A 21,071-nucleotide genomic window follows, 5' to 3' on the forward strand; every position below is an offset into this window, starting at 1 on the left:
ATCGGCGCTTGGGTGAAAGGAGGAGGGGCGAAATCTCCCACGGATCTGTACTGCGCTAACAGTCAGAATCGGGCTTTGTCCCTCCTCCTCCCTTCAAGTCCTACCATACAAGCGGGCTTGCCCGCGATGAACGCCAGCGCAACGCGTTTATTCAGACAGAACGCGTTATCGTTTACGTCCATCGCGAGCAAGCTCGCTCCTACAAGGTTGTTGCGAGATCCGGACCATGAGCTTCGTTACCTGGGTGGCGGTGTTGGGGGCTGTGTTGCTGACGCTGGCACTGACTTCGTCCTACCTGCGCTGGATGCCGGTCACTACGTCGGCGGTGTGTCTGGTACTGGGCGTCGCCATCGGCCCGGCAGGCTTGGGTTTGCTCAGGCTGGACATCGAAGACTCGGCATTCTGGATCGAGCACCTGACAGAAGTTGCGGTGCTGTTTTCATTGTTTGTCTGTGGTCTCAAGCTGCGCCCCGCGCTGCGTGATCGCCAATGGCGAGTGGCGTTTGTTCTGGCGGGGCCGGTCATGATGCTGACGATTGTCGGCGTCTGCCTGCTGCTGCATTTCGCTTTCGCGCTGGCATGGGGGCCGTCGCTGCTGATCGGGGCGATACTGGCGCCGACCGACCCGGTCCTGGCCTCGCTGGTTCAGGTCAATGACGCCAAGGACGACGATCCGGTGCGGTTCGGACTCTCGGGCGAGGCTGGATTGAACGACGGCATCGCATTCCCCTTTGTGATTCTGGGGCTGCTGTTCTTGCAGCAAAACGGCAGTGTTGCCAGCGGTCTGGATGATTGGTTCCTCAAGCGGCTGCTCTGGGCCGTGCCCGCCGGACTGCTGACCGGTTACTGGATGGGGCGCGGCATTGGCCGCCTGACCTTGTTCATGCGCATCAAGAACGCCGACAGCACCTTCTCGCCCAATGACTACCTGGCCCTCGCCCTGATCGCACTGGCCTATGTCGTGGCCGAAGCCATTGAGGGCTATGGGTTTCTCTCGGTGTTTGCCGCTGGCCTGGGCTTGCGCCAGGCCGAGGTCAGGACAAGCGGTGACACCCATGCACCGGCCGAACATCTGGTCCAGGCGGTGGTCGGTCATCAGCATGTCGAACCCGAAGCGGCCGTGGTCGGCAATGTGGACCACCTGGAAGACACGCAAGTCGCTGCCGGGATCATGATGGGCGACATGCTGTCGTTCGGCAGCCTGGTGGAACGGGCCATGGAAGTGTTTCTGGTCACCTTGCTCGGGGTCGTGCTGGTTGCGCACTGGGACTGGCGGGCTCTGGTGCTCGCGCTGGTGCTGTTCGGGATGATTCGTCCGCTGGCGGTGTGGCTGATGCCCTGGGGTTCGCTGCTCAATGGCCCGCAACGCTGGTTGATCGGCTGGTTCGGCATTCGCGGTATCGGCAGTTTCTACTACCTGTTCTACGCCCTGAACCACGATCTGCCACCTTCGGTGGCCACCTTGTGTACCGACCTGACGCTCTCGGTGGTGGCCCTGAGCATTCTGGTCCATGGCATCAGCACCCAGCCCATGCTGGCCCGCTATGAACAGCGCAGCCGCCGCGTCACTTCATCGCCAAGGCAATGACTTCCACCAGGTTGAGTTGGGTAAAAGGTTTCGGCAAACGCGGCAGATGGGCGGCAAAGCCTTCCAGCCGTTCGGCATAACCGGTGGCGAGGATGATCGGTACGTCAGGTCGCAGGATCCTGATGGCATTGGCCAGTTGTGCCCCACTCATTTGTGGCATGGCCATGTCGGTGATGACCAGATCGATCTGCGGTTCACTGTTGAACAGTTCCAGCGCCCTGGCACCGCAAGACGCACTGATGACCCGATGCCCGAGGTCCTCTAGCAGCAGGCAGGTGCTGGTCAACACCAGGTTGTCATCGTCCACCACCAATACGCTCAGGCCGGGTCCGGTCACGGCCGGCGCTTCGGCGACCGGTTTGACGGGCGAATCCCCGGTGGCGACCGGCAACCAGAGTTCGGCGGTCGTGCCATGGTCCTTCTGGCTTTTGAGGATGAACCGTCCGCCCAGTTGTTCAATAAAACCGTGAACCATCGACAACCCCAGGCCCGTGCCTTTACCCACGCCCTTGGTGGTGAAAAACGGGTCCATCGCCGAGACCAGCGTGGTTTCATCCATGCCCTCGCCGGTATCGGCAATGCTCAGGCAGACGTAGCCCCCCGGGGCCAGGGATGAGGTGGCTGTGTCGGTCACTTCACGGTTTCTGGCGCTGAAGCTGATGGTTCCGCCATTGGGCATGGCGTCACGGGCGTTGGTGGCCAGGTTCAGTACGGCCAGTTCCAGCTGGTTGAGGTCCGCCAGCACCGGCTCGAGATCTTCGGGAAAGCGCGTTTCGATTTTCACCGAAGGCCCCAGGGAACTGCGCAACAGCCCGGAAATGCCTTCCACCAAGGCCGGTATTCGCACAGGTTCCGACTTGAGTTCCTGGCGTCGGGCAAACGCCAGCATGCGCTGGGTCAGGGAAACGCCGCGCAAGGCACCCTGGGTAGCGTTGTCGATCAAGCGGGTCAATTTGGGATTGTCCGTCACCCGTTTGCGCACGATTTCCAGATTGCCGAGGATCACCGTCAGCAGGTTATTGAAATCGTGAGCGATGCCGCCACTGAGTTGGCCGATGGCCTGCATTTTCTGCGCCTGGAACAAGGCCTCCCGGGTTTGCTCCAGCACCTGCTGCGCATGCGTGACGTCAGTGATATCACGGGTAATCTTGGCAAATCCGAGCAAGGTGCCGGTGTCGCCCCAGATCGGATCGACGATGACGTGGGCGAGGAACCGCGTACCGTCCTTGCGCATGCGCCAGCCCTTGTTTTCAAAGCGCCCTTCACGCACGGCGATGTCCAGCGTCCTTTGTGGCTCGCGGGCTTCGCGATCCTCGGGGGTATAAAAGATCGAAAAGTGCTGGCCAATGACTTCTTCCGGCAAGTAGCCCTTGATGCGCTGGGCGCCAAGGTTCCAGTTGCTCACGCGTCCGTCCGGCGAAAGCATGTAGATCGCATAGTCGGTAACGCTCTGCACCAGAAGGCGGAACTGCTGCTCGCTTTGCTTGAGGATTTCCTCGGCCACCCGGCGATCGGTCAGGTCGCGGGTGATCTTGGCGAAACCCAGCAGGGTGCCCGACGGGTCGAAGATCGGATCGATGACCACATGGGACCAGAAATGGCTGCCGTCCTTGCGCACCTGCCAGCCCTCGCCCTCGAAACGCCCTTCACCCAGCGCCGTGTCCAGTGCCCGCTGGGGCAAGCCGGCCCGGCGATCCTCATCGGTGTAGAAACGCGAGAAATGCTCACCGAGAATCTCGGCCTCTTCATACCCCTTGAAACGCCTGGCGCCGGCATTCCAGCTGGTAATGATGCCGTCTGGGTCAATCATGTAGATCGCATAGTCGATCACCGCATCGATCAACAGGCGAAAGCGCTTGTCCTCAACGGTACTCGGCCTGTTTTGATCCTCGCTCATTGAGTTCTCGCGTCATGATTGTTTTTCTGGAGTATGAGACAAACTGCCAATCTGGAAAGCCATGACTGCAGCAATTTGCTACATGGCCTGCAATCCCCGCTTAGCGATACACGTACTTGGTGATATAGGAGTAAAGGTCGTTGTAGACGAAATCGGGAACCTGTTTGTCATATTTGCTGGTTTTAAGCAGCTGCAGATGACATTCCCTCACCATCTCGTCACGCTCCTCCATCGAATAGACGGACCTTCTGAGGATAGTGTCATAGGCGCTGTATGCATATGGCTGCAACGTTGAAACTTCGTTCAAATTCCCATTTTGGTTCAGGGTATAGGTGCTGTGAGCGCGTAGCACCCGTTCGCTCAGCGTGCCCAGACCGCGCTCGTACAAGTAGATTTGTGAGCCACTCACTGTCTTTGCGATGAACTCGAACGCAACGAGAACCGCAGGGGCGTTACTGATGCTCGACTCGAGTCTCGAATAGCTGACAAACCGTTCCATCTCCTGCTTTTCCAGGCTGGAGAATGCTCTTTTGATGCTGGACAGATGGGCGAACGCGTGATTGCAGCCCACGACATGGACTTCGAGTTGATAACCGGGAACAAATTTTGCCAATCCGGCAAAACCGATGTCATCGAACGCGCACTCCATGATGATGTTGTATCTTTGAGAAAGCGCGTTGGCGAAGATTTTCTCACCGAGCTCCCTGGCAAACGCTTCTGTATGTTCGTAGGCGTGCAAAACCCCGAGCTTGATCATGTCGGTGTAATGCGGGTGTTTTTTTCGGTATTCAGGCAGGTACAGTCGAATGTAGTTCCCGTAATTCCCGGATGGCAGCAAGCTCTTTTCCAGCAAGAAAGTCTTGCCCGAGCCCTCCACTCCGGCGGTGATCAGCAACTTTGGGATGGCTTCAGCAGTTTTGCCGACGAAGAGCACAGGGTGGATCTCGTCGAACGCCTTGATCACGTCGTCTGAGGAATAGTTGTATTTCGGAGCTTCTGACATACCTTGATTTCCTTATCAAAGAATTGGGTTGTGATATCCAGCCTTTCCAATAAAGCGTGCTGGCGCTGATTGTTCAATCCGTTGTTTTAATCAAGGTATGTATTTGTTTTTAAAGGTAAATATTCCTACGGAGCAGAGCGAGAATTCGTTGGCGCAATCGACCACCAGCGCGGCAGTAATTGCCTGACCTTGTGCTCGCCAAAACGGTCGTCGATCAGCATCACCACCCCTTGATCCTGTTGCGTACGAATGACCCGCCCGGCGGCCTGCACCACTTTCTGCACACCGGGAAACAGATAGGTGTAGTCGTAACCGGCGCCAAAGATGGCGGCCATGCGCCGTTTCAGTTGCTCGTTCACCGGATTGAGCTGGGCCAGACCCAACGTGGCGATAAATGCGCCGATCAACCGGGCACCGGGCAAATCGATGCCTTCACCAAAGGCCCCGCCCAGTACCGCAAAGCCGACCCCCTGGCCGTCGGCGTGGAATTGGTCGAGAAACTGCTGGCGTTGCGCTTCGCCCATGCCTCGGGACTGCGACCACAGGCTGATGTGCGGATGTTTCTCGGCAAGTAGCTGCGCCACCTGCTGCAAATAATCGAAACTGCTGAAAAACGCCAGGTAATTACCGGGACGCTTGCAGAACTGGCTGGCGATCAGCTCCACGATCGGTTCGAGCGAGGACTGGCGATGCACGAACCGCGTGGAGATCTGGTTGACGATGTGCACCTGCAGTTGATCGGCATGAAACGGCGACTCGACGTCGATGCACACCGTATCGGCCGGCGTTCCCAGTAAATCGGCGTAATAGTGCCGGGGGCTGAGGGTCGCGGAAAACAGCACGGTGCTGCGCGCGGCAGTCAGGCGCGGGCGGATGAACCCTGCGGGTACCACGTTGCGCAGGCACAGTTGCGAGAGATTGCGCTTGCGTTCGAGGTCGCGCTTGCTGATGTCGAACAGGAACTGCTCATCGAACAGTTCGGCCACCCTACAAAACTGCAGCATGTCGAAGTAGAAGCCTTGCAGTGCGCTGTCCAGCCCTTGTGGGTGATCGTTCAGGTAGTCACCGATGCTGGCGCTGCACGATGACAGTGCCTGAAGCAGCTTTTCCGGCGCCTTGTCATAGGCTTGATAGGCACCGGTTTGCGCGTCATGCAGGGCATTCCACTCGCGGCTGATTCGCTGCATTGGCTTTTTCAGCACCTCGGGTGCGGTTTTGCGCACAGCGTTGAAGGTCGCCTGATCGAGGCTGGCGCTGTACATCTGCCGACCGCGCTCCACCAGGTTGTGGGCTTCGTCGACCAGCACCGCGACCCTCCAGTGATTGGCCTGGGCCAGACCGAACAGCAAGGCGCTGAAATCGAAGTAATAGTTGTAGTCGGCAACCACCACGTCGGCCCATCGCGCCATTTCCTGGCTCAGGTAATACGGACAGACTTCGTGTGCCAGGGCAACCTCGCGCAAGGCGCCCTGGTCCAGCAGGCTCAGTTGACTGGCCGCCTGCCGCGCAGCCGGCAGGCGATCGTAGAACCCCCGGGCCAGTGGGCAGGACTCCCCGTGACAGGCTTTGTCCGGATGTTCGCAGGCCTTGTCCCGGGCAATCATTTCCAGCACCCGCAACGGTGGCGCATCGGCGCTGGCAAGCATCACTTGCGCGGCGTCCAGGGCCAGCTTGCGTCCCGGGGTTTTCGCTGTCAGGAAGAACACTTTGTCCAGCTGCTGCGGTGCCAGTGCCTTGAGCATGGGAAACAGGGTGCCCAGGGTCTTGCCGATTCCCGTGGGCGCCTGCGCCATCAGGCAGCGCCCTGTGCTGACGGCCTTGAACACCGACTCGGCCAGATGGCGCTGCCCCGGGCGAAAGTCGGCGTGGGGAAAGGCCAGGCGCTGCGCTGCGAGATTGCGCCCGTCACGGTGGACGACTTCCTGTTGCGCCCATTGCAGGAAGTGCGCGCATTGCCACTCGAAGAATTGTTGCAGCTGCGTGGCCTCGAAGGGCTCGACCAGGCAGGTTTCCTTTTCGCTGACGATGTCGAAATACACCAGCGCCAGGTTGATCCGCGGCAGATCCCGTTGGCGGCACATCAACCAGCCGTAGATTTTCGCCTGGGCCCAATGCAACTGACGGTGGTTGGCCGGTTGCTTGCTCAGGTCACCGCGGTAGGTCTTGACCTCTTCCAGGCAGTTTTGCCCCGGGTCATAGCCATCCGCCCTGCCCTTGACCGTCAAGGTCTGATACTGGCCCTCGAGGGCGACTTCGCTTTGGTAGCCCTCGCTGCGCCTTGAAGCCACCGTGCGGTGCCCGACAATGCCCTCCAGCGCGGTGGGCGACGGTGTGAAGCGCAGGTCGAGGTCGCCGGTCTTGGCGGTGAACTCGCACAGCGCCCGCACCGCAATGCTGTAGCTCAAGCGTCCTGCTCCGCCCATTGCACGTAGCACACGGCGACGGGCATCTGGTGTTCATGGCAGAACTCCAGCCAGCGCAACTGGTTGTCCTGCAGGCGATCGCCCGGGCCCTTCACTTCGATCATGCGGTAGGTCTTTTGCTGCGGCCAGAACTGGATCAGGTCCGGCATGCCGGCGCGATTGGCCTTGATGTCCAGCAAGAGGCGGTTGAACCAGTGCCTGAGATGCTCGGCGGGAAGGCAATCGAGGGCTTGCTCCAGCAATTCTTCGCTGAGCACGCTCCAGTACACGAAGGGCGACTGCACGCCCCACTTGGCGGCATAACGTTGGCGGATGGTCTGCCGATAGCGCCCGTCTTCCAGTTCGGCCAGGCAGGCCTGGAACAGTTCGGCCCGGCGGGCCTGGAAGTCTTCGCTGAGCAGATCCACCGGCCCGCGCTGGAACGGGTGGAAGAATGCCCCCGGCAAAGGCGCGAAAATCGCCGGCCAGCACAACAGGCCGAACAGCGAGTTGATCAGGCTGTTTTCGACGTAGTGGATCGGTGCCGAATCCTCAGCCAGATGCGCCTGAACGTAAAACTCGACCGACACTGCCGGATCGACTCTTGGCAGTTGCAGGTCCAGACGCTGCATTTCCCGAGGCGCCGCCCGCTTGATGGGCGGCCCGCCGAGCTTGCGCCGCAGGCGGGGCAGCACGCGGAGCAACTGCTGGTGTTCGGCGGCACTCTCCGGTGCCTGTTCGGCCTGCTCGGCCAGATCCAGCGCCAACTCGAACTTCCCGCTGCGCTCCAGCACACGAATGAGCCGCGCCCGCGCCCCCGGATAAGCACATTCACGGTACAGGGTCAGGGCCATGGCGAAATCGGCGATGCGTTCGCAATACTGGCCCATCTGGAACAGCAGCTTGCCGCGCCGGCGTTGCAACCAGGGATTGTCCAGCGTCAGGCCCTTGATGCGCCCGGCCACCTCTTCCAGCGCTTCACCGGCTTCGAACTGTTGCTGGTACGCGTGCAGGAGGACACAGGCATCCACGTCTTCGCGGCTGCGCAAGCCGCGGGACTCGGCGCTGAATTCGACTTTTTCGTAGGTGTAGATACCCAGGTCGGCCAGCACGAACTCCGACCAGTCCTGGTACAGGTTGCCGAAGAACATCAGGCGCAGGCGATCGCACAATTCCATGATGGTCAGGCTGAGCAGGCGCTCATCGAGCCACGGGCACCAGTCGTTGAAGCTTTGCGCCTGGGGGAATTGCTCGCTCAGCGCTGGCAGCCAATCGGTTTTCCGGCCTTTGGGTTGATCGATGACGGTGCCGAAGGTCTGGAGGATTTCCCCCTTGAGCAGCAGTTCGAACAGTTCCTCGACCGCCAGCGGCATACGCTCGTCGACCCAACCGAGTGTCAACAGCGGGCCGGCGGCGCCGGGGATATCGCCGATTTCCTGGTAATGCAGTTTGCTCACCCTGAAATGAACGCCCTTGCGCATGACCATTCTGACCAGCAGTGCCTGCGATTCACGGGGTAACCGCTTAAACTCATTAATGAAACGCAACTCGTCGACGCTCAGCACATCGGCCAAGCGCTGCTCAAGCCAATCAAGCACTTGCATGAAGTTGTTGAGGTAATAGAACGGATCGTCGAGGGGATTTGCGGTCACAGGAAATGGGCCATGGCGAGCGAGCACTGGTTATGCATACAGATACCAGTTCCGCCCTGCCCGGTGCAATCGGAAAAGGATAAATGGAGGCGCTGTACGGAATATTTCCCGGGCAGTAGAACTTTCTGCCCCCTGGCGGCACCAACCGCCATAGGCATGCAGTGACAGGCGCGAATGGATGGCACTGCTTCAAAACGAACGGGAGGTGATCATGGACATCAAGACTTTGGGTTTACCCCTGGCCGTCGCGGCACTGCTGGCGCTGGCCGGTTGCTCGACGCCAACGGTGGTGACCCTGCAGAACGGCACTCAGTACCTGACCAAGGACATGCCGAAGACCAAAACCAAGGACGGATTCTTCGAGTTCGAGGACATTTCGGGAGCGATGGTGAAAGTCAGGGCCGACGAAGTGGCAACGATTCGCGCGGAAGACTGACGTTTCTCCTGGCACGATGTGGCAGGTTTCGAGCACTGCCTTACACTCGATAGACCCCGTGCGACCGAATGAATGTGCAACGCTTCGACACAGGCGTTGCAATACGGGCATCACGCAAAGACTCAGGTGACGCCGAAATGAAAATGGTCATGCCACTTCTGGCCTCTGTGCTCGCCGTCAGCGCGTGCGTGACGGCGAGCTTTTGTGACGCCGCTACAAAGGCAAAACCAAAACCAAAGCCCTTGCCGACGTACAAAACCAGTTTCGATTGCACTACGCCCCAGGCATCCACCGAAAAGCTTGTCTGTCACGACGCTCAGTTGGCGCGCATGGACCTGGAACTCGATCGTCTGTATCTCCTGGCGCTCACCGACGAACATTCAGTGCCGCGCCCGAATAAAGTCGAGATAGATCATCGGTTCTGGATGGAGTCCCGTAACCGCTGTGGTGCCGGGCCGCAAGCCAGGACGTGCGTCATCGCCAGTTATGCCGAGCGTGCGTTCCAACTGCGTCAGGGTTCGGCCATTGCCAGAACCAAGGACCCGAGCCGGCTCACCGAAGGCCCCTTGGCTTATCGTTGCGCAGGGTTCAACGCATTGGTGGCCGCGACCTTCTTTACGGTCGAACCGGGCGTGGTGTTCCTCAAATGGGCCAACTCCTCGGTGACGCTGAACCAGGTGCCGAACAATTCCGGAACCCAGTACACGGGCAAGGATTACAAAGGCAGCTACAGCTTCTGGCAAATCGGCGATGACGTTTTTTTCCAGATACCCGGCTCAGGCCAGATGAGTTGCGCAGCCGAGCCGGTTGGCTGACAAGGATGGCAACGGGACATCCTGTCCCGATTGCCTGACAAGGTCTTCAGCTGCCGGTGCGAATCTTGTTCCACACGCGCGTGCGAACCCGGTCGATGTTCAATGGCATGGCTTCCAGGGCAAAGAGTTTTCCCATCATTTCCGGGCTTGGGTAAACCTTGGTGTCGTTCTTGATCGCCGGGTCGATCAGGCTGTCAGCCTGCTCGTTGCCATTGGCGTAGTGCACGTAGTTGCTGACGCTGGCCATGACGTCCGGGCGCAGCAGATAGTTCATGAAGGCGTAACCGGCCTTTTCATCAGGAGCGTCGACCGGCATCGCGACCATGTCGAACCAGATGGCGGCGCCTTCCTTGGGAATCGCATAACCGATGTCGATACCATTGTTGGCTTCCCTGGCGCGGTTTTCCGCCTGCAGGATGTCGCCGGAGAAACCGACCGCGATGCAGATATCACCGTTGGCCAGGTCACTGGTGTACTTGGACGAGTGGAAATAGCTCACATACGGCCGCACTTTCAACAGCAAGGCTTCAGCCTTTTTGTAGTCGTCCGGGTTCTTGCTGTGAGGCGGCAAGCCGAGGTAGTTCAACGCGGCCGGCAGCAGTTCGGGGCCGTTGTCGAGAATGGCCACGCCGCACTTCTGCAACTTCTGCATGTTCTCGGGCTTGAAAATCAAGTCCCAGGAATCCACCGGGGCGTTGTCGCCCAGCACCGCCTTGACCTTGGCAACGTTGTAGCCGATGCCGGTGCTGCCCCACAGGTACGGGAAGCCGTGCTCGTTGCCCGGATCGTTGGTCTGCAAGGCCTTGAGCAATACCGGGTTGAGGTTTTTCCAGTTCGGCAACTGGCTCTTGTCGAGCTTCTTCAGTGCGCCGCCCTCAATCTGCCGCGCCATGAAGTGGTTGGACGGAAACACCACGTCGTAACCGGATTTGCCGGTCATCAGCTTGCCATCGAGGGTTTCGTTGCTGTCGTAGACGTCGTAGGTGAAGCCGATGCCGGTTTCTTTCTGGAAGTCTTTCGTGGTGTCCGGCGCGATGTAATCCGACCAGTTATAGATTTTGACGGTTTCGGCCGCCTGACTGATCGATGCAACAAGCAGCAGCGGAGCCAGGGTCAGTGTCTTTCGGAGCATGAGTCGATTCCTGTAGGTTGTTTTTGTTGGCAGGCAATCAAGGATCAGAAAATCAGGACGTAGGTCTTGCGCACGGTTTCCTGGATGTCCCAGATACCGAGGCTGTTGGCCGGCAACATCAGTGCATCGCCGGCTTCGATGTGCAGCGTTTCACCGCCGTCCGGGGTGAAGGTGCAGCGCCCCTGGATGAAGTGACAGAACTCCTGGGCGACGATCTGCCGCCGCCAGCGCCCTGGGGTGCATTCCCAGACGCCGGTCTCGACGCCGTCGTCGCGTTCGACGCTGGTGGTCGAGGCTACGGCCACGGGCGTGCCCAAGGGCACGGCGACCGGGTTGGACTCTTCCAGTTTCAGGGTTGCGGTGTGCTTGAATTGCGTGATGCTCATGGGATTACCTGTCGATATGGCCTGTCGATGAAGAGCGCGCCGTTTAGTGCATGAAACCTTCCATGAACCCGGCCACCCCGCTCGCCAGCTTGCGCCGCCAGGGCGCGGTAGCCGGGTTGGCCAGGGTCTGGTCCTCATGGACAAAGCTGCGGATGATTGCGTTGTAGCCAAGCCAGCGGATCGGTTCCGGCTCCCAGGCCCTGAGCGCGTCGAGGCCCCGCTGCGCAAGGACCCACGGCTGGCGCACCAGATCGGTGTCGCGCCCCAGGATCAGGTCGGCGAGCGTGCGTCCACCGAGGTTGCTGGCGCCAACGCCCTCCCCGCCGTAGCCGCCGGACAAGGCGATGCCTTTGGCCCGGTCGCAGAGCATGTGCGGCTTGAAGTGCCGGGACATGCCCAGGTTGCCGCCCCAGGAATGAGTGATCTGCACGTTCTTCAACTGCGGGAACAGCTCGCCGAACAGGTAGCGCCGCAGGTCTTTTTCATCGGTGGTCAGCTCGAAGTCGTGGCGCAGCTTGCCGGCGAACTGATAGCCGCCACGGGCGCCAAAGATCAAACGGTTGTCAGCGGTGCGCTGGCCGTAGGTCACTTGTCGACTGGCCTCGCTGAACGCCTGGCCACGGCTCAGGCCGATTTCATCCCAAGTGGCCGCCGACAGCGGCTCGGTTGCGACGATCAGGCTCTGCACCGGCATCTGATAGCGCCCCAGGGGCGGCAAGGTGACGGAGTAGCCTTCCACTGCCGGAACGACCCAGTGACAGTGCACCGACGCTTTCGTCGTGCGCAGGCTGCCGGATTGCCAATGGGTGACCGGGCTGTTTTCGTAGATCCTCACCCCCAGGCGCTCCACCATCCGGGCCAGCCCGCGAACCAGCTTGGCCGGGTGGATGGTCGCCACGTGCGGCGCATAGATGCCGCCATAGGGTTTGGCGACGCGGATCTGCTGCGCCAGTTGTTCCGGGCTCAACCAGCGATAGTGGCTATCGTCGAGGCCCTGGCGGTGGAGATCGTCCAGGTAGTGACGCAGGCTGGTCGCCTGCTCCGGATAACGCGCAGCGCAATACAGCACCCCGCCTTTACGGAAATCGCAGTCGATGCCCTCACGTTCGAGGACAATCTCCACTTCATCCGGAATGCCATGCAACAAATCGTAGGAAGCGCGACGCTCTTCGACCGGCAAACCGGCCAGCAGGCGATCTTCACCCAGCAAGTTGCCCATCAACCAGCCGCCATTGCGCCCCGACGCGCCGAAACCGGCGGTCTGCGCTTCGACAATGGCGATGTTCAGCTCCGGTTTCTGCTGCTTGAGGTAGTACGCGGTCCAGAGACCGGTGTAGCCGGCGCCGATGATCGCCACGTCCACATCCAGGTCCCGCTCCAGCGCCGGACGCGCCAACAACGGCTCGTCGAGCTGGTCCATCCACAAACTGATAGTGCGCCACGCCGGCATGCAAGACTCCGCCACTGAAAAACTTCGATGGCGTCGATCCTAGTGCGTGGGCTCAGGCGCTGTCTTGCGCGCGTGCACGCAAAGAAATTTGTTTGACGTAGGCCTTGGGTGACTGGCCGGTATGCTGGCGGAAACAGCTGTAGAACGCCGACAGCGAATTGAATCCGGCGGCGAACGCCAGTTCATCGATACGCAGCGGTGGCGTGGCGTCATCCAGCGCCGCGAGCAAGTGTTGCAGGCGCGCCTGGTTGACGTAGCGATAGAAGCTCTGGCCCAGCACCTGGTTCAACAGGTAGGAAATCTGGTTACGGCTGTACCCGCACTCGTTCGCCACCCGTTGCAGGTCGAGCTCCGGGTCAAGATACGGCTGCTGGCGCTGGAAATACTGCTGCAGGTCATCGGCCATGAAGCTCAACTGGCGAGGCGACAGGCCCAGCCGGCTGACCGCCGGGCGCTGGCCGGAGGTGGCTTTGCTGACGGGTTGCTCATGCACCAGCGAAGCGTATTCATTGACCCGCCAGATCAGCCCGTCCTTGACAGTGATCGCCTCGCTGGCGCGGAACGACACCAGTCCTTCACCTCCGCGCAGGGTGATGCGGTACTGAATGAAGGCGGTGTTGCCGTCCAGTCGAATGCGGTCGGAGTGCTCCAGCGCTTCATCCGGATCCCGGGGCATGCTGCTGCCCACGTAGTCGCGCAGTTCGGCCAGGCCCATGACCCGATTCTGGAAAAAGTCGTTGTACTGGACTTCAGGGTGATAGAGCGCCATGACCCCGTCCAGGTCCCGGTGCTTCCAGCGCAAGTGATAGCGCATGACCGTCTCGCCCGTGGCCTGGGTTTGCAGCGGGCCATCATCCTCGGCGTGCATTGAAAGTCTCGACGGAAAAAACCGAGCTTGCCCAACTTCCGCTTTGTCTTCAACGACTAAACGGATGCGGGTTTCGGGCCGCCAATATCAAGCAAGCGTGACCTGAATCAAAAAAAGGGTGGCAATCGCCAAACGAGCTGAAAAAACCACATTCTTTTCACATTCGGATGCTACTTTTAAAGACTGTCACTGGTTGAGCCATTGAAGGTTCTTCCCTCCTACCATGAGCTAAAGGAAGCGCTCGATACTGAAGGCGGGCAACACATGAATAGAGGGTTCAGTAAGGTCACGTTTCCAAACGCCTGCCAGCTGATGCGCTGGCATTTTCATCCCATGGGTTTCGAGGCGAGCATGGACGCGCCGGGCAGCATGATTGCCCGTCTTTTCGATCGTGCCACTGGCGAGACCATGATCGCCATTGCCGGCATTCCTTGCGCCACCGTCATGAATGCCGCGGATGTAGAACGAATAATCGAAGCGGTGGAGGATGAACTTGAAGCTTTCGTTCCACCGCAGGCTCTCAGGAGTTATGCCTGAGGGCGGAACGCGAACAAAAAAGATCAAAAGATCGCAGCCTTCGGCAGCTCCTACGGGAGTTGTCGAGGGCTGCGATTTTTGTGTTTCAGGCTGACGCTTTGCCCTGTCGATGGTCGGCAAAGAACGCCTTGCCCTTGCCGATCCGGTCGGACGCCTTGGGCATGTTCGCGGCCTGGGTGTCTTGTGCGTCGACGTACCAGTAGCAATGGCTGACGGCGCGGGTAATACCCACGTAGGCCAGGCGCAGGATCTCGTCCTTCTGGGCATTGTCGTAGGGCTCGCTGTCACCGGCCTTGCCCAGGCCCGCCATCCGGTAAACCTGATTCTTGTAGGGCGAACTGGTCAGGTGTTGGCAGTCGCCCAGCAAAAACACCGCATCGGCCTGGAGGCCCTTGGCGCTGTGATACGTCAGTTGCTTGAGCCTGCGAGCGGCATGGGGCAAGCTCGAATCAACATTAAGTACTGACTGAATATGCTTTTCTATCAATGACTTATCGCTACTTTTTCGATAAAGCATCAAGATTGAATCACCCTTTCGATAATGCTCCATCAGGCGCTGCGCCATGCCCTGGTCATCACGATCGAGGACGTTCACCGGCAGCAATGCCTTGGGTTCACCGCTGGCCTTGGCTTTCTTCCCGGCAATCGCCGGTGCTGCGCGCACGATGTGCTCGGCGGCATCGATGATGTGCTGGTGGCTGCGGTAGTTGTCGCTGAGCATGACCTTGGTGGTGCTCGGCGACGGGAACTCCTTGTTGAACTCCATGAAGTAGCTCGGCGAACTGCCGCGCCAGCCATAGATGGATTGCCAGTCATCGCCCACACAGAGCAACGAGGAACGCTGGGCACCCCGCCCGACGTGCATGGCCGGCCCGCGACTGCGGATCTCCGCCAGGCTGGCCCTGATCCAGGAGACGATTTGCGGCGAAACGTCCTGGAATTCGTCGATCATCAGGTGTGACAACGGCCGCAGCAGGTCATCACTCAACAGCTTGAGGTTCTCCGGCGAATGCTCGCTGAACAGGGCGAACATCCGGTTGTAGGTCATGATCGGTGGTTTCTGGTCGAGCAAATGATCTTCCAGCGCCCGCCAGTAAAGGCTCAGGGCCTCGAAGAAGTACCGGTCGGGATCGTCCTTGGCGAAACTCATCTGTCCCACGGCACTCGGCACATCCAGCCCGAGGTTTTCGATGAACCCGGCGGCGGCGACAAAGCAATCGAGCAAGGGTGCGGAAGCGAGTTCGCCCTTGACCTTGTAATCGAAGCCCGGCCCGGCGCTGGCATCGCCCGCCAGAGAGGCCAGCACACGTTTTGATGACTCGTAACTATCCAACCAAATCAATGGCTTACGACAGAAAGCTTGAAACAAGGTGCGCTTTACTGCCCATTCTGCTCGCACCGTCAGCTTGGCATTGGGCCGCGTGACCTGCGGGTTCTCCCGAGGATCGAACCCCAGCACCACCCAGGCGTCCAGCGTCGGGATGTAGCCGTGACAGTGGAATGTCGAGCCGTTGATATCGAACGACTGGCGATTCGGTTCGATGCCCTTGATGGGCCAGGCACCGGCGCGAAACCACAGGTCTTCAATGGCGTCGCACAACTCTTCGTCACGCTTGGCCGCCAGTTCGGTGACGCCCATGCGTTTCTGCACATCGGGGTGATCCCGCTCCAGCTCCTTGAGTTGCAAGGCATGCCGGGACAATGGCTTGATCAGTTCGCGAAAGCGCTCGTCGCTACTGTGCAGACGGTGATAGCAGGCGTTGAGCTGTTGGCGCTGAGCGTCGTTGATACGCAGGTCGAACGGATTGCTGTCGACCTCCTCGTCACCCTGTGCAGCCCGCAGGCTGAGGTTCTCGAAGGCCTGCAAACGCTCGAAACCCGGAAGACTGCGCACCATCGGCAGGATCCGCGAGTGAAAGGTGCGCACCAGGTCCCGCGCCTCCTTGAAACTGATCGCGCGGCCCCAGAGCGCAAACAGTTCGATCAGCTTGTTGATGAAGTCCTTGCGCGACTCACGGGTGAAGGTCACCACCGTCATCGAACTCAGCTCGAAACCCAGGTAATGGCTCAACAGCAAGATGCGCAATACCAGCGTGGTCGACTTGCCTGCGCCGGCACCGGCGATCACCGAGGTGGACGGCGTATCGCTGAAAATCATTTTCCACTGTGCGGCGCTGGGCTGGGCATGGGCCGGCAGCAACCGGGCGACATCCGCCTTCATGCGCTTCTTCAATTCGGCACTCAACGGCAGGCGCCAATCGTCGAACAGCAGGTCATCGACATTCGGTGGCCGGTGTTCAGTTGAGCGCGAGTCGCGGATCAGCAGGACCTGCCGACCCTCCTCCAGCCCCTCGAGCTTGCCTTCCCTGTAGCCGTAATCGACCCCGGCGCTGTGACCGCTGCGAAAACCGTCGGCCTGGCCATGCAACCACGACGCACGATGTTGGGCGTGCAGGCGGGTCAGGCTGTAACCGAAGAACCGGGCGAGCAGGCGCTTGATCAGCGGCATCTCGGCCAGGGGGCGAAGTTCAGGCGGAAGATCGGGGGTGTGTTGCGGCACGCGGACTGACTCCAGGGTGTGAGGCTGTTGAGCGCTATGGTGTCTGCATTTGCCATTGAGTTCTAGTGAATTGCTTATGACTCATTGGCTTATGCGATGAAGTGAAGGTTGGATGAGAAAGATTCGAACCTGTTTCATATCAATTGATTCGATGGGAATGCCGCATTTTTTACGCTTTTTATCGATTGTTGCCTGATGGATGATGGCCGTCATCAACCACCGGTCTCGCTTCGTGGCTCAGGCGCCCCGCCCCATGACGAACCTTTTCTGGAGACGATCATGCTTGAACTCAGACCTTTCAAAACCCTTGGCGGTGCTCACCACGGCTGGTTGGATGCGCATCACCATTTTTCGTTCGCCGAATACTACGATCCACAGCGCATGAACTGGGGCAACCTGCGGGTCTGGAATGATGACGTGATCGCTCCCGGCACCGGTTTCCCGCAGCACCCGCACCGGGACATGGAAATCATCACCTATGTCCGTGAAGGCGCCATTACCCACCAGGACAACCTGGGCAACAAGGGCCGGACCGAAGCGGGTGACGTCCAGGTCATGAGCGCCGGTACCGGGATCGCCCACAGCGAGTACAACCTGGAAGCGACGCCGACCCGGATTTTCCAGATCTGGATCATCCCGAATGAGACCGGCCTGGCACCGTCCTGGGGCGCCAAACCGTTCCCGAAAGGCGACCGTGAAGGTTTTGTCACCCTGGCCAGCGGCAAGGAAGGCGACGAGCAGAGCCTGCGCATCCGCGCCGATGCCCGGCTGGTGGCCGCCAATCTGAAAGCTGGCGAAACGGCTGAATATCTGTTGGACAGCGGTCGTCGTGCCTACCTGGTTCCGGCGACCGGGGTCATTGAAGTCAATGGCTTGCGTGCAGAAGCTCGAGACGGTGTCGCGGTGGCCGATGAGCAGGTGCTGCGTGTGACGGCCATCGAGGACAGTGAGATCGTGTTGGTGGATCTGGCGTGACCTGCTGAGGGCAATCGCAAAAAAAGGGGCGACCGTGTTGGTCGCCCCTTTTTAGTTGCTGCGGCAAACCCTTTGTGGGAGCGAGCTTGCTCGCGATGGCGGCCTGGCATCCAGCATTGATATTGACTGACAGACCGCTATCGCGAGCAAGCTCGCTCCCACAGGGTTACATACAACTCCAGTGGGAGTTACAGCGCTTACTTCGAGGTAATGGCACCATCCACCAGCGTTTGCGCCTCGGCCACCAGTTGCTTGAGGTGGTCGTCGCTGACAAAGCTTTCGGCGTAGATTTTGTAGATGTCTTCCGTGCCCGACGGACGCGCCGCGAACCAGCCGTTTTCGGTCATGACCTTGAGACCGCCAATGGCCTGGTCGTTGCCCGGTGCGTGGCTGAGGATGCTCTGGATCGGCTCGCCTGCCAGCTGGGTCGAGGTGACCTGTTGCGGCGACAGCTTGCTCAACAGGGCTTTTTGCTCCGGGTTGGCCTTGGCGTCGACCCGTACCGAGAACGGCTCACCCAGTTCATCGGTCAAGGCACGGTACGCCTGGCTCGGATCGCGACCGGTCCGGGCCGTCATCTCGGCAGCCAGCAGGGCCGGAATCAAACCGTCCTTGTCGGTGCTCCAGACGCCGCCGTCCTTGCGCAGGAACGAAGCACCGGCGCTTTCTTCGCCGCCGAAACCCAGGGATCCGTCGAACAGTCCATCGGCAAACCACTTGAAGCCGACCGGCACTTCGTACAGGCGACGGCCCAGGCGTTTGGCCACGCGATCGATCAAGCCGCTGCTGACCACGGTTTTGCCCACGGCAGCATCGGCGCGCCATTGCGGACGATTCTGGAACAGGTAGTCGATGGCAACGGCAAGGTAGTTGTTCGGTGCCAGCAAACCACCGGACGGCGTGACGATGCCATGGCGGTCATGGTCAGGGTCGCAGGCAAACGCCACGTCGAAGCGCTCTTTCAGGCCGATCAGGCCTTGCATGGCATGGCTGGACGATGGGTCCATGCGGATCTGGCCGTCCCAGTCGACGGTCATGAAGCGGAAGGTCGGGTCGACCTGTTTGTTCACCACATCCAGGTCCAGACGGTAATGCTCGGCAATCGCCGACCAGTAGCGCACCCCTGCTCCACCCAGCGGATCGACGCCCAGGCGCAGCTTGGCATCGCGGATGGCGTCGAAGTCGATCACGTTGATCAGGTCGGCGACATAGGTGTTGAGGTAATCGTGACGATGGGTGGTGCCGGCCTTGAGGGCCTGCTCGTAGCTGATGCGCTTGACGCCTGCGAGCTTGTTGGCCAGCAATTCGTTGGCCTTGGCTTCGATCCACTTGGTGATGTGGGTATCGGCCGGACCACCGTTGGTGGGGTTGTACTTGTAGCCACCGCTTTGAGGCGGGTTGTGCGACGGCGTGATGACGATGCCGTCCGCCAGGCCGCTGGTGCGGCCACGGTTGTAGCAGAGAATCGCATGGGAAATGGCCGGCGTCGGGGTGTACTCGTCGCCAGTGGCAATCATCACGGTCACGCCGTTGGCCGCCAGCACTTCAAGGGCGCTGGCACCGGCCGGCGTGGACAGCGCGTGGGTATCGATACCGACGAACAGCGGGCCGTCGATGCCCTGAGCTTCGCGATACAGGCAAATGGCCTGGCTGATCGCCAGCACGTGCCATTCGTTGAAACTCAGGTCGAACGAGCTGCCGCGGTGCCCCGACGTGCCGAAGGCAACGCGCTGGGTCGAAATGGCGGCATCAGGCTGGCCGGTGTAATAGGCCGTTACCAGTCGCGGGATGTCGACCAACAATTCTGCCGGCGCCGGTTTACCCGCAAAAGGACTGAGTGTCATGCAAAACCTCTGGAATAGAGTGGTTCAGGAAGTGAGCAGCAGTTTACTGGCAGTTTGACCGCAACGCGATGGGATCGATCCCACACAATGGAGGTTGTTATTTTTTGTCACTCACTCGATCGATTCCAGGCGCAGCGCATCTCCCAGCAGTCCCAGCGCGGCCGCCAGGTTGTGATCGCCGCCGAAAGTATGACTCAGGCGCAAATGCTGCCCGTGCAGACCCTGGAGGCTGAACAGTTCCCCCGGCGCGATGACCAGCTGTTGTGCCAGCAGGCGCTGGAACACACGACGGACATTGACCCGACGCAACGAACGCACCCAGATCGTTGCACCGCCTTGCGGCTCGACGAAATGCAAGGCATCACCCAGTCGCTCCTGCAATAACTGGGTCATTTGGCTCTTGCGCTCCTTGAGTAGCCGGCGCAGCACCAGCAGGTGTTGATCGATGCGGCCGCTGCTGTACAAACGGGCGATGGCTTTCTGGCGAATCGGCGACAGTCGAAACGAACGCAACAGGAAGTGCCGTTGCAGCTCGGTGCTCAAGTGCCTTGAAAGCAGGTAGCCGTAGGGCGCTTCCGGTCCAACGATTTTCTCGAACGTGGAAAACACCATCAGCCGTTCAGGGTCCAGCAAGTCGCGAAAGCGCAGGCCGCCCGGGTCGAATCCGAGTTCGCCATAACAGTCGTTTTCCAGCACCCAACTGTCATGCGCGGCCAACAGCCGGGCAATGGCCTGCCTGTTTTCCTCAGGCGCCAGACTGCCACGGGGCATGTTCAGGGCCGATGACAGCAGCACCAGGCGCACCGGCTCGGTCTCCAGCAAGGTTTTCAGCCGTTGCGGATCGAGGCAACCATCGGCTTGCACAGGCCACTCGATCACCCGCACGCAGGCGCCTTGCAACAATCGCAGGATCGTCCAGTCGCACGGCGACTCAACCACTACCGTGGCGTCCTTCAAGCCCAGCACGGCGATGAGGATTTCCAGGACGCCGCTCAGGTCGGCACCGATGTAGACATCATCGGCGTGCCAGTAACGCATGGGAGACGTGGTGTAGCGTGCGGCCAGGGCAGTGCGCAGCTCGAGCTCGCCGCAGGGTTGCGAGGGCGACTGCGGCTGCCGGGGATACTGGCGCAGCAACTCCCGCTCCAGCAGCAACAAGGGACTGTCGAGCGGTTGCAGCAACGCCGGTTCATCGGCGCTCAGGACCAGCATCCCCGGACGCCTGGCATTGACATAGACGGCTTCGAGCAGATCGCTGCCGCTGTCCTGCGGGTTGAAAGAGGACACCGGCAACGCGTAATAACCCGACTTGGCCACCGAAAACACACGCCCTTCCTTCTCCAGCAGCGAATAAGCGTACTGAATGGTCGAGATCGACACGTTTAGGCGTTCCGCCAGCTGCCGCAGCGACGGTAGGCGGATGCGTGAATCCCCTTCGGACTCATTGATCAGGCTGCCCAGATACCGATAAACGGCCTGATAGGCGAAATCCGTTTCTCGTGGACCTTTCATGGCTGAAGGCCGAC

At 60.1% G+C, this 21,071-nt stretch carries 16 protein-coding genes; 5 read left to right on the top strand and 11 right to left on the bottom strand.

Annotation, left to right across the window (positions count from 1 at the left end):
* The first annotated feature begins 226 nt into the window (after positions 1 to 226).
* Positions 227 to 1,588, top strand: coding sequence for a sodium:proton antiporter (locus C9422_RS30210; RefSeq protein ID WP_116583171.1), 1,362 nt, complete (start codon positions 227 to 229; stop codon positions 1,586 to 1,588).
* Here the strand turns inward: C9422_RS30210 and C9422_RS30215 are convergent.
* The 4 genes from C9422_RS30215 to C9422_RS30230 all read right to left on the bottom strand — a co-directional run bounded on the left by C9422_RS30215 (position 1,566) and on the right by C9422_RS30230 (position 8,494).
* Positions 1,566 to 3,485 carry a PAS domain-containing sensor histidine kinase gene (locus C9422_RS30215; RefSeq protein ID WP_116583172.1) on the bottom strand — a complete coding sequence of 640 codons (1,920 nt, stop codon included), beginning with the start codon at positions 3,483 to 3,485 and terminating at the stop codon, positions 1,566 to 1,568. The two genes, C9422_RS30210 and C9422_RS30215, sit on opposite strands and share 23 nt — an antisense overlap.
* A 100-nt stretch (positions 3,486 to 3,585) precedes the next feature.
* Positions 3,586 to 4,488: a zeta toxin family protein gene (locus C9422_RS30220; RefSeq protein ID WP_116583173.1), complete on the bottom strand. Its 903-nt coding sequence runs from the start codon at positions 4,486 to 4,488 to the stop codon at positions 3,586 to 3,588.
* Between the two features lie 125 nt (positions 4,489 to 4,613).
* Positions 4,614 to 6,893: an ATP-dependent DNA helicase gene (locus C9422_RS30225; RefSeq protein ID WP_116583174.1), complete on the bottom strand. Its 2,280-nt coding sequence runs from the start codon at positions 6,891 to 6,893 to the stop codon at positions 4,614 to 4,616.
* Positions 6,890 to 8,494, bottom strand: a complete 1,605-nt coding sequence (locus C9422_RS30230; protein WP_256590047.1) for a VRR-NUC domain-containing protein — start codon at positions 8,492 to 8,494, stop codon at positions 6,890 to 6,892. Before C9422_RS30230 ends, C9422_RS30225 begins: the two co-directional genes overlap by 4 nt.
* Before the next feature lie 259 nt (positions 8,495 to 8,753).
* Here C9422_RS30230 and C9422_RS30235 point away from each other — a divergent pair, with 259 nt between their 5' ends.
* Both C9422_RS30235 and C9422_RS30240 read left to right on the top strand, forming a co-directional pair.
* Positions 8,754 to 8,978 carry a YgdI/YgdR family lipoprotein gene (locus tag C9422_RS30235; RefSeq protein WP_116583197.1) on the top strand — a complete coding sequence of 75 codons (225 nt, stop codon included), beginning with the start codon at positions 8,754 to 8,756 and terminating at the stop codon, positions 8,976 to 8,978.
* A gap of 137 nt (positions 8,979 to 9,115) precedes the next feature.
* On the top strand, positions 9,116 to 9,793 hold the full coding sequence (locus C9422_RS30240) for an MliC family protein (RefSeq protein ID WP_116583176.1): 678 nt from the start codon (positions 9,116 to 9,118) through the stop codon (positions 9,791 to 9,793).
* Positions 9,794 to 9,839: 46 nt separating this feature from the next.
* Here C9422_RS30240 and C9422_RS30245 read toward each other — a convergent pair whose 3' ends face one another.
* Genes C9422_RS30245 through C9422_RS30260 form a run of 4 tightly spaced genes read right to left on the bottom strand, consistent with a single transcriptional unit; the run spans position 9,840 to position 13,629 of the window.
* A complete protein-coding gene (locus tag C9422_RS30245) occupies positions 9,840 to 10,925 on the bottom strand; it encodes a polyamine ABC transporter substrate-binding protein (protein WP_116583177.1) in 1,086 nt (361 codons plus the stop codon).
* 44 nt (positions 10,926 to 10,969) lie between these two features.
* Complete coding sequence (locus C9422_RS30250) at positions 10,970 to 11,311, bottom strand: cupin domain-containing protein (RefSeq protein WP_007970609.1); 342 nt, start codon at positions 11,309 to 11,311, stop codon at positions 10,970 to 10,972.
* Between the two features lie 43 nt (positions 11,312 to 11,354).
* Complete coding sequence (locus C9422_RS30255; RefSeq protein ID WP_116583178.1) at positions 11,355 to 12,761, bottom strand: FAD-binding oxidoreductase; 1,407 nt, start codon at positions 12,759 to 12,761, stop codon at positions 11,355 to 11,357.
* Between the two features lie 52 nt (positions 12,762 to 12,813).
* Positions 12,814 to 13,629 (bottom strand): AraC family transcriptional regulator, encoded by an 816-nt coding sequence (locus C9422_RS30260; RefSeq protein WP_116583179.1) that lies wholly within the window; start codon positions 13,627 to 13,629, stop codon positions 12,814 to 12,816.
* A 264-nt stretch (positions 13,630 to 13,893) separates the two neighbouring features.
* Here C9422_RS30260 and C9422_RS30265 point away from each other — a divergent pair, with 264 nt between their 5' ends.
* Entirely contained in the window at positions 13,894 to 14,166 is a 273-nt protein-coding gene (locus C9422_RS30265) for a DUF1652 domain-containing protein (RefSeq protein WP_007970606.1), read from the top strand.
* Positions 14,167 to 14,251: 85 nt separating this feature from the next.
* On the opposite strand, the gene C9422_RS30270 is transcribed toward C9422_RS30265, so the two are convergent.
* The gene (locus C9422_RS30270; protein WP_116583180.1) at positions 14,252 to 16,726 is read right to left on the bottom strand and encodes a UvrD-helicase domain-containing protein; all 2,475 of its coding nucleotides are present in this window, start codon (positions 16,724 to 16,726) and stop codon (positions 14,252 to 14,254) included.
* A 279-nt stretch (positions 16,727 to 17,005) separates the two neighbouring features.
* Here C9422_RS30270 and C9422_RS30275 point away from each other — a divergent pair, with 279 nt between their 5' ends.
* Entirely contained in the window at positions 17,006 to 17,701 is a 696-nt protein-coding gene (locus C9422_RS30275; protein WP_007970604.1) for a pirin family protein, read from the top strand.
* A 197-nt stretch (positions 17,702 to 17,898) separates the two neighbouring features.
* Here C9422_RS30275 and pgm read toward each other — a convergent pair whose 3' ends face one another.
* On the bottom strand, positions 17,899 to 19,545 hold the full coding sequence (pgm, locus tag C9422_RS30280) for a phosphoglucomutase (alpha-D-glucose-1,6-bisphosphate-dependent) (RefSeq protein WP_116583181.1): 1,647 nt from the start codon (positions 19,543 to 19,545) through the stop codon (positions 17,899 to 17,901).
* A 111-nt stretch (positions 19,546 to 19,656) separates the two neighbouring features.
* Positions 19,657 to 21,057 carry a PLP-dependent aminotransferase family protein gene (locus C9422_RS30285; RefSeq protein ID WP_116583182.1) on the bottom strand — a complete coding sequence of 467 codons (1,401 nt, stop codon included), beginning with the start codon at positions 21,055 to 21,057 and terminating at the stop codon, positions 19,657 to 19,659.
* Positions 21,058 to 21,071 lie beyond the last annotated feature (14 nt).

It is taken from the genome of Pseudomonas sp. B1(2018) (genome assembly GCF_003097365.1).
Taxonomy (GTDB): domain Bacteria; phylum Pseudomonadota; class Gammaproteobacteria; order Pseudomonadales; family Pseudomonadaceae; genus Aquipseudomonas; species Aquipseudomonas laurylsulfatiphila.

Coding starts and splice junctions, on each gene's coding strand:
- C9422_RS30215 (WP_116583172.1), bottom strand. CDS start 3,485: ATGAGCGAGGATCAAAACAGGCCGAGTACCGTTGAGGACAAGCGCTTT.
- C9422_RS30235 (WP_116583197.1), top strand. CDS start 8,754: ATGGACATCAAGACTTTGGGTTTACCCCTGGCCGTCGCGGCACTGCTG.
- C9422_RS30220 (WP_116583173.1), bottom strand. CDS start 4,488: ATGTCAGAAGCTCCGAAATACAACTATTCCTCAGACGACGTGATCAAG.
- C9422_RS30230 (WP_256590047.1), bottom strand. CDS start 8,494: ATGCAAGTGCTTGATTGGCTTGAGCAGCGCTTGGCCGATGTGCTGAGC.
- C9422_RS30275 (WP_007970604.1), top strand. CDS start 17,006: ATGCTTGAACTCAGACCTTTCAAAACCCTTGGCGGTGCTCACCACGGC.
- C9422_RS30245 (WP_116583177.1), bottom strand. CDS start 10,925: ATGCTCCGAAAGACACTGACCCTGGCTCCGCTGCTGCTTGTTGCATCG.
- C9422_RS30265 (WP_007970606.1), top strand. CDS start 13,894: ATGAATAGAGGGTTCAGTAAGGTCACGTTTCCAAACGCCTGCCAGCTG.
- C9422_RS30285 (WP_116583182.1), bottom strand. CDS start 21,057: ATGAAAGGTCCACGAGAAACGGATTTCGCCTATCAGGCCGTTTATCGG.
- C9422_RS30255 (WP_116583178.1), bottom strand. CDS start 12,761: ATGCCGGCGTGGCGCACTATCAGTTTGTGGATGGACCAGCTCGACGAG.
- pgm (WP_116583181.1), bottom strand. CDS start 19,545: ATGACACTCAGTCCTTTTGCGGGTAAACCGGCGCCGGCAGAATTGTTG.
- C9422_RS30250 (WP_007970609.1), bottom strand. CDS start 11,311: ATGAGCATCACGCAATTCAAGCACACCGCAACCCTGAAACTGGAAGAG.
- C9422_RS30240 (WP_116583176.1), top strand. CDS start 9,116: ATGAAAATGGTCATGCCACTTCTGGCCTCTGTGCTCGCCGTCAGCGCG.
- C9422_RS30260 (WP_116583179.1), bottom strand. CDS start 13,629: ATGCACGCCGAGGATGATGGCCCGCTGCAAACCCAGGCCACGGGCGAG.
- C9422_RS30210 (WP_116583171.1), top strand. CDS start 227: ATGAGCTTCGTTACCTGGGTGGCGGTGTTGGGGGCTGTGTTGCTGACG.